This window comes from Pantoea sp. EKM101V, from assembly GCF_011800325.1.
Lineage (GTDB): Bacteria > Pseudomonadota > Gammaproteobacteria > Enterobacterales > Enterobacteriaceae > Pantoea > Pantoea anthophila.
This window is the reverse complement of record NZ_JAALFP010000024.1, coordinates 1-4,583: the sequence shown is the minus strand read 5'-3', so window position 1 is coordinate 4,583 and position 4,583 is coordinate 1. Positions and strand designations below refer to the sequence as shown.

General features: G+C 43.7%; 4 protein-coding genes and 1 pseudogene. 2 read left to right on the top strand and 3 right to left on the bottom strand.

What is annotated here, in order from left to right:
* The first annotated feature begins 860 nt into the window (after window positions 1-860).
* The gene (locus HFD92_RS21385) at window positions 861-1,532 is read left to right on the top strand and encodes a hypothetical protein (protein WP_167429663.1); all 672 of its coding nucleotides are present in this window, start codon (window positions 861-863) and stop codon (window positions 1,530-1,532) included.
* Window positions 1,532-1,930, top strand: coding sequence for a hypothetical protein (locus tag HFD92_RS21380; protein WP_167429662.1), 399 nt, complete (start codon window positions 1,532-1,534; stop codon window positions 1,928-1,930). Before HFD92_RS21385 ends, HFD92_RS21380 begins: the two co-directional genes overlap by 1 nt.
* A gap of 112 nt (window positions 1,931-2,042) precedes the next feature.
* Here HFD92_RS21380 and HFD92_RS21375 read toward each other — a convergent pair whose 3' ends face one another.
* The 3 genes and pseudogenes from HFD92_RS21375 to HFD92_RS21365 all read right to left on the bottom strand — a co-directional run bounded on the left by HFD92_RS21375 (window position 2,043) and on the right by HFD92_RS21365 (window position 4,341).
* Window positions 2,043-2,396 carry a hypothetical protein gene (locus HFD92_RS21375; RefSeq protein ID WP_167429661.1) on the bottom strand — a complete coding sequence of 118 codons (354 nt, stop codon included), beginning with the start codon at window positions 2,394-2,396 and terminating at the stop codon, window positions 2,043-2,045.
* Between the two features lie 1,332 nt (window positions 2,397-3,728).
* Window positions 3,729-4,151 (bottom strand): helix-turn-helix domain-containing protein, encoded by a 423-nt coding sequence (locus HFD92_RS21370; RefSeq protein ID WP_167429660.1) that lies wholly within the window; start codon window positions 4,149-4,151, stop codon window positions 3,729-3,731.
* Window positions 4,152-4,161: 10 nt separating this feature from the next.
* Window positions 4,162-4,341, bottom strand: a pseudogene (locus HFD92_RS21365) (Rop family plasmid primer RNA-binding protein).
* Window positions 4,342-4,583 lie beyond the last annotated feature (242 nt).

Genomic DNA, 4,583 nt, shown 5'->3' with positions numbered 1-4,583 from the left:
GAGCCTGTTTAGCGGCCTCAGCTTCACGCTGTCCCAGAAGCTGCTCGCGGGCAACCCGCAACACCTCTTTTTTTTTTCCGGACCAGACGGCTTTTTGCCTTTTGCCAGTTCTGTTGCCAGTTCTGCTGCAAAGACAGCATCATCAAGAAACTGCTATTCAGCCTTAGATACAACATGCAAACAACCGGCCATAAATCCTCCAGTACAACATCAACAGCGCCCCCCTTTCCCCCCGAGCCTAATCCCCGGCACCACGGTTTTCCATAGGCTTCGCCCTCCTGACGAACATCACAGAAATCAACCGATTCCCGGTGCTCAAATCAGAAGGGGCGAAACCCGACAGGACTTAAAGATACCGGACGTTTCCATCCGGTGGCTCCCTCGTGCGCTCTCCTGTTCCCACCTTACAGCTTAGCCCGTGTCTTTCCGCTGTTATGGCCGCGTTTTCTTCATACCACGCCTGACACTGGGTGCTGCTTAGGTGGTTCGCTCCAAGCTGGGCTGTATGCACGAACTCCCCGTTCAGCCCGACTACCACGTCTTGTTCAGGTAACTGTTCTCTTGAGTCCAATCCTGGAAGACACGACAAAGCGCCACTGGCGGTAGCCACTGGTAACTGATTTAGAGGAGGAGAGTCTTGAAGTTTCTGGTGTGATAAGGCTACACTGAAAGAACAGTTTTGGTGACTGAGCTCCTCCAAGCCAGTTACCTCGGTTCAAAGAGTTGGTAGCTCAGAGAACCTTAAAAAGACCACCGTTGGTAGCGGTGGTTTTTTTTTGCTTAAAGCCGATTATCCTTTCATAAAAAAAACAGTCAAGAAGTAAAACAAGACTATTTTTCATACAAACATGGATGCAAAAATGACACAGATAAAAAAAATATCGACACAACTAGCTATTTTTATTGAAGGAAGTATCTCAAGACCTGACCGTTTTTTTGAAAAATTAAATACAGATCTTGGTGAAATTATAGATCAAATGCCTCAAGTTATGCCAGTACCTCAAGAAATACCATTCGAAATGCCTATAGTAGTAGGGGCCTCGGTTTCTGGTAAATATAGTTTAAACATTTCAAAAAATAGAATAGATTTCATCCAGAATTATTCAGCTACTGAAGACAATAAAAAACAATTATTAGAATTCAAATCAAAATGCAAGCTGGCACTATCGCTTTCCGGGATAGAATACAAAATATCAAGAATAGGTATGGTTGGTAATTTCTATGTTGAAAGTCAAAATCCATCGGCATTTATTACTAAAAAGTTTTTCAAAAAAGAAGACCAAAACCTAGAAGAAGCCAGTATCAGAACCAACAAAATATCTAATGAGTTCGGAATTAAATTCAATAACGTATTTAGCCTTAGCGTGGCAACAATAGGGTCGCAAAATTACAACGGCCCAGCTGTAATCATTCAAGCTGATAGCAACATCTTGCCTAACCAGCCCTTAGTCAGCAAAGAAACGCTCATTGAAATTTTTGAAAAAAAATCTTCTGCATACTCAGACGAGTACATTAACGAGAGGGTGAGTTAATGGGTTTTTTTAATCAAAGTTCAAATCAAAATCCTGGTATTAATGTAAATATAATTGGTGACACAACAAACAGAGATCATCAACCAAACTCATCTACTAATTATCAAGCAGAAGAATTCTGGCAACGAATTGAAACTATTATAACAGCAAAAGTAGCGTCCGCTCACAAACCTAAAACAAGTAAAGAAAACAAGGAGTTTGGTGATCTTATAATAAAAACAGGATCATTGATACTTATATCACTAATTATACTTTTTATGCTTAGTAGCATTTTGTGGGTTTATATACAGTCATCATCTAGTGGAAAAGAAATACCTGAGTTCACAAAAACTTTATTTACTAGCATATCGACAATAGTTGCAGGCATTGTTGGATTTTTATTCGGCGGAAAAAAATAAAACCTCCCCATGTAAAATCATCAAGATAGATTATTTTACTGGAAGATATTAAAAGGCCACACAACCAAGCATTACACCCCTCCCCGCGACGCTTGCCGGGAGGGTTATAAGTTTATTTAACGAAACTTACACCATGAGCCTGCATACATGCAATCCATGCTGACCCAGGGCCATGCTTATCTGATACAGTTGATGTTACATAAGGTAATGTCCTCATATAACCTTGCCCTATTTCAGTAATGCCATCAGATGAATTAATCACCGCATATGAATATTCGTTAACTGGAAAATTAGTTAATGCAATTGTGCCACCACGGGATTTTGACTGTGAGTTAATCATATTTACACATTCATTAGAAGCTGACCACAGCTTTTCATCTTTCCCTTTATGATCAGGATTAGACGCGCAACTTAATAAAAAAAAAGAACTCACAGACAAGAAAAACGTCAACGCTAATTTATTCATAAAAAAAACTCCCGATTTTATCACCCTGCATATCCTGCAGAACAATACTGTAATTTCAGATAAAAAATTCTTTGTAGAGATACTATATTTTTAGATTTCTTAACATAGCACGCGGTAGATATACCATATTTCGTCAAGCTTGCTTATCTAGATGACGTTTTTTAGAGTCTTTTCTGCTGAACACTATCTTCACCATAACATCTCAGTCACGAACCGGCGCCTCAGCTGCCGGACGCAGCCTTTTGCAGTCGTGAAAGAAGTCAGGGCAAAAAAAGCCCCCGCGGGGGCCGAAGACGTGCAGTGGCTGAAAACTCCTGAATCCCTGGTGAAGGGATGGGATCAGTATGGGCCGGATTTTCGCCTGCGCAGGCCCGGCGGCACAATTTTTTCTTACCTGCCTGCATGTTGTATTTAACATAACAGTACTTGGCCGCACCCCTGCAGAGCCCCTCGGCGCGTTTCTATGCTGCCCGGGCCGTTTCCGGCAGCTTTCCCCGTCCGGAACCATGAAAAACGCTCCTGATGATTTCTGCGCGTCTGCATGGTTATGCATGCAGGTGAATGGCCGGCGGTTCCAGCCGTATTTTGCCACTAAAAGCGCATTTTTACGGGAAACGTTCATTTTCGATAACGGTGAACGGGCGCGCAGTTTACTGTGCGGCAGTGAGGCGTTGGCCAAGCCGGCAGGCGCGGCAGGCGTGGCAGGCGTGGCAGGCGTGGCAGGAATAGTACCTAGGGGCGGATTTAACATCCCTGATTAGTGCTGATTCCCATAAACGACACGAAAAGGTGATGGGATTTGCCGTCAAAGGTCAACGGCCGCGTCGTTGAGTGTGGGGATCAGCACTAATCAGAAAGGATTTAAATCTACCGCTAATTATGCAACTGAGAGAGCAACCAGAGCAGATTTAAGAGTTTCTGTGTTCAGGTTCGTAGAACCGCATCAGGGTTTCAAAGGGAAGATCCCTTTGGCACGTCGATGGATGCATGAAATAACCGTCAGGTATTTTGTGTATACATCGGTGTCGTGCCTGTATTTCTTGCAACCGTAAAGCGGAGATAAGAGGGTAAACACATTACAAACACACTTCAAACACAAGAAATCCCGAAAGCATGATGCATCTACAATTGAAGGTTAAAATTCTGGTATACGGGGCATAAATAAACCCGAGGAGAAAAAGTGAAACTCATTACACACACTGAATTACACGAAAAATGGATGCGCGACGAAATTTACAGAAAAGAATATGAGGCAGAATTGCGAAGAGAAGATGCCAGTACTCTAGACGAGGTTGTAAACGAGAACAAACCTGACCGGCAGGAAAGATAGGGCTATTTCCAGAACTGCCACCATCTCACAGGAAGGGGCGAAGGCCGCTGTGGCTCCTGTTTATGTTCAAGAAGCATCATAGCCTGGCGAAGAGAACTAATGTGGTCATCCCGGGAGGCTACGGCCTCTTTCAAACCCTCATTTTCCTTCTGTAACAACTCAACTTTATGCTGTAAATCCTGTAAATCATGGCTGTTAAACCGTGTAACGCCCTGTTCCGGGTTTACTGTAAAATCTGTTGCTACAGAAAAACTTTCAATAGTACCAAAAAACCTTATAAGCTCAGAAGTATCAATGGCTTTTACAGTTTTCCCGCCCTTTACAACAGACGTAACGTTAAGTTGTCCACTGTTAATCAGCTTGTAAATGGTGGGACGGCTAATGCCGGCAAGTCTTGCTGCTTCACTGATAGATACGGTTGCCATGCAGTCTTCGCTATTCCTGAGTTAACGTTGCCATAAAACTCCTGTGAAGGCGTTCAACATCCTCATGAAGCCTTTCACACATGTCTGCTTCGCAGTCTAAATCCAGCTAATTGGGTTTTTCCAGCAAAAGCAGACGCTGGTCCTGAATGAATTTTGCAATGTTCAGCGCAATTTTGTGTTGTGTAGCCATAAGAGGCTCCGGTGCGTACGTGCCATATGCCAACGATAGGTGAAATGACGCTTCCTCGGTTCCCCTGGCTTCGCCAGACGAACACTGCGGCGAGCGTTACCGGCTAACGACGGAAATGCTTAGGTTTGTTCCAAGTGAATTCAGCGGCCTGACGTTCTTCAGCCCGAGCCTGTTTAGCGGCCTCAGCTTCACGCTGTCCCAGAAGCTGCTCGCGGGCAACCCGCAACACCTCTTTTTTTTTT

Excerpts from the sequence above, each read along its gene's own strand:
- HFD92_RS21375 (WP_167429661.1), bottom strand. The coding sequence starts at position 2,396 with ATGAATAAATTAGCGTTGACGTTTTTCTTGTCTGTGAGTTCTTTTTTT.
- HFD92_RS21385 (WP_167429663.1), top strand. The coding sequence starts at position 861 with ATGACACAGATAAAAAAAATATCGACACAACTAGCTATTTTTATTGAA.
- HFD92_RS21370 (WP_167429660.1), bottom strand. The coding sequence starts at position 4,151 with ATGGCAACCGTATCTATCAGTGAAGCAGCAAGACTTGCCGGCATTAGC.
- HFD92_RS21380 (WP_167429662.1), top strand. The coding sequence starts at position 1,532 with ATGGGTTTTTTTAATCAAAGTTCAAATCAAAATCCTGGTATTAATGTA.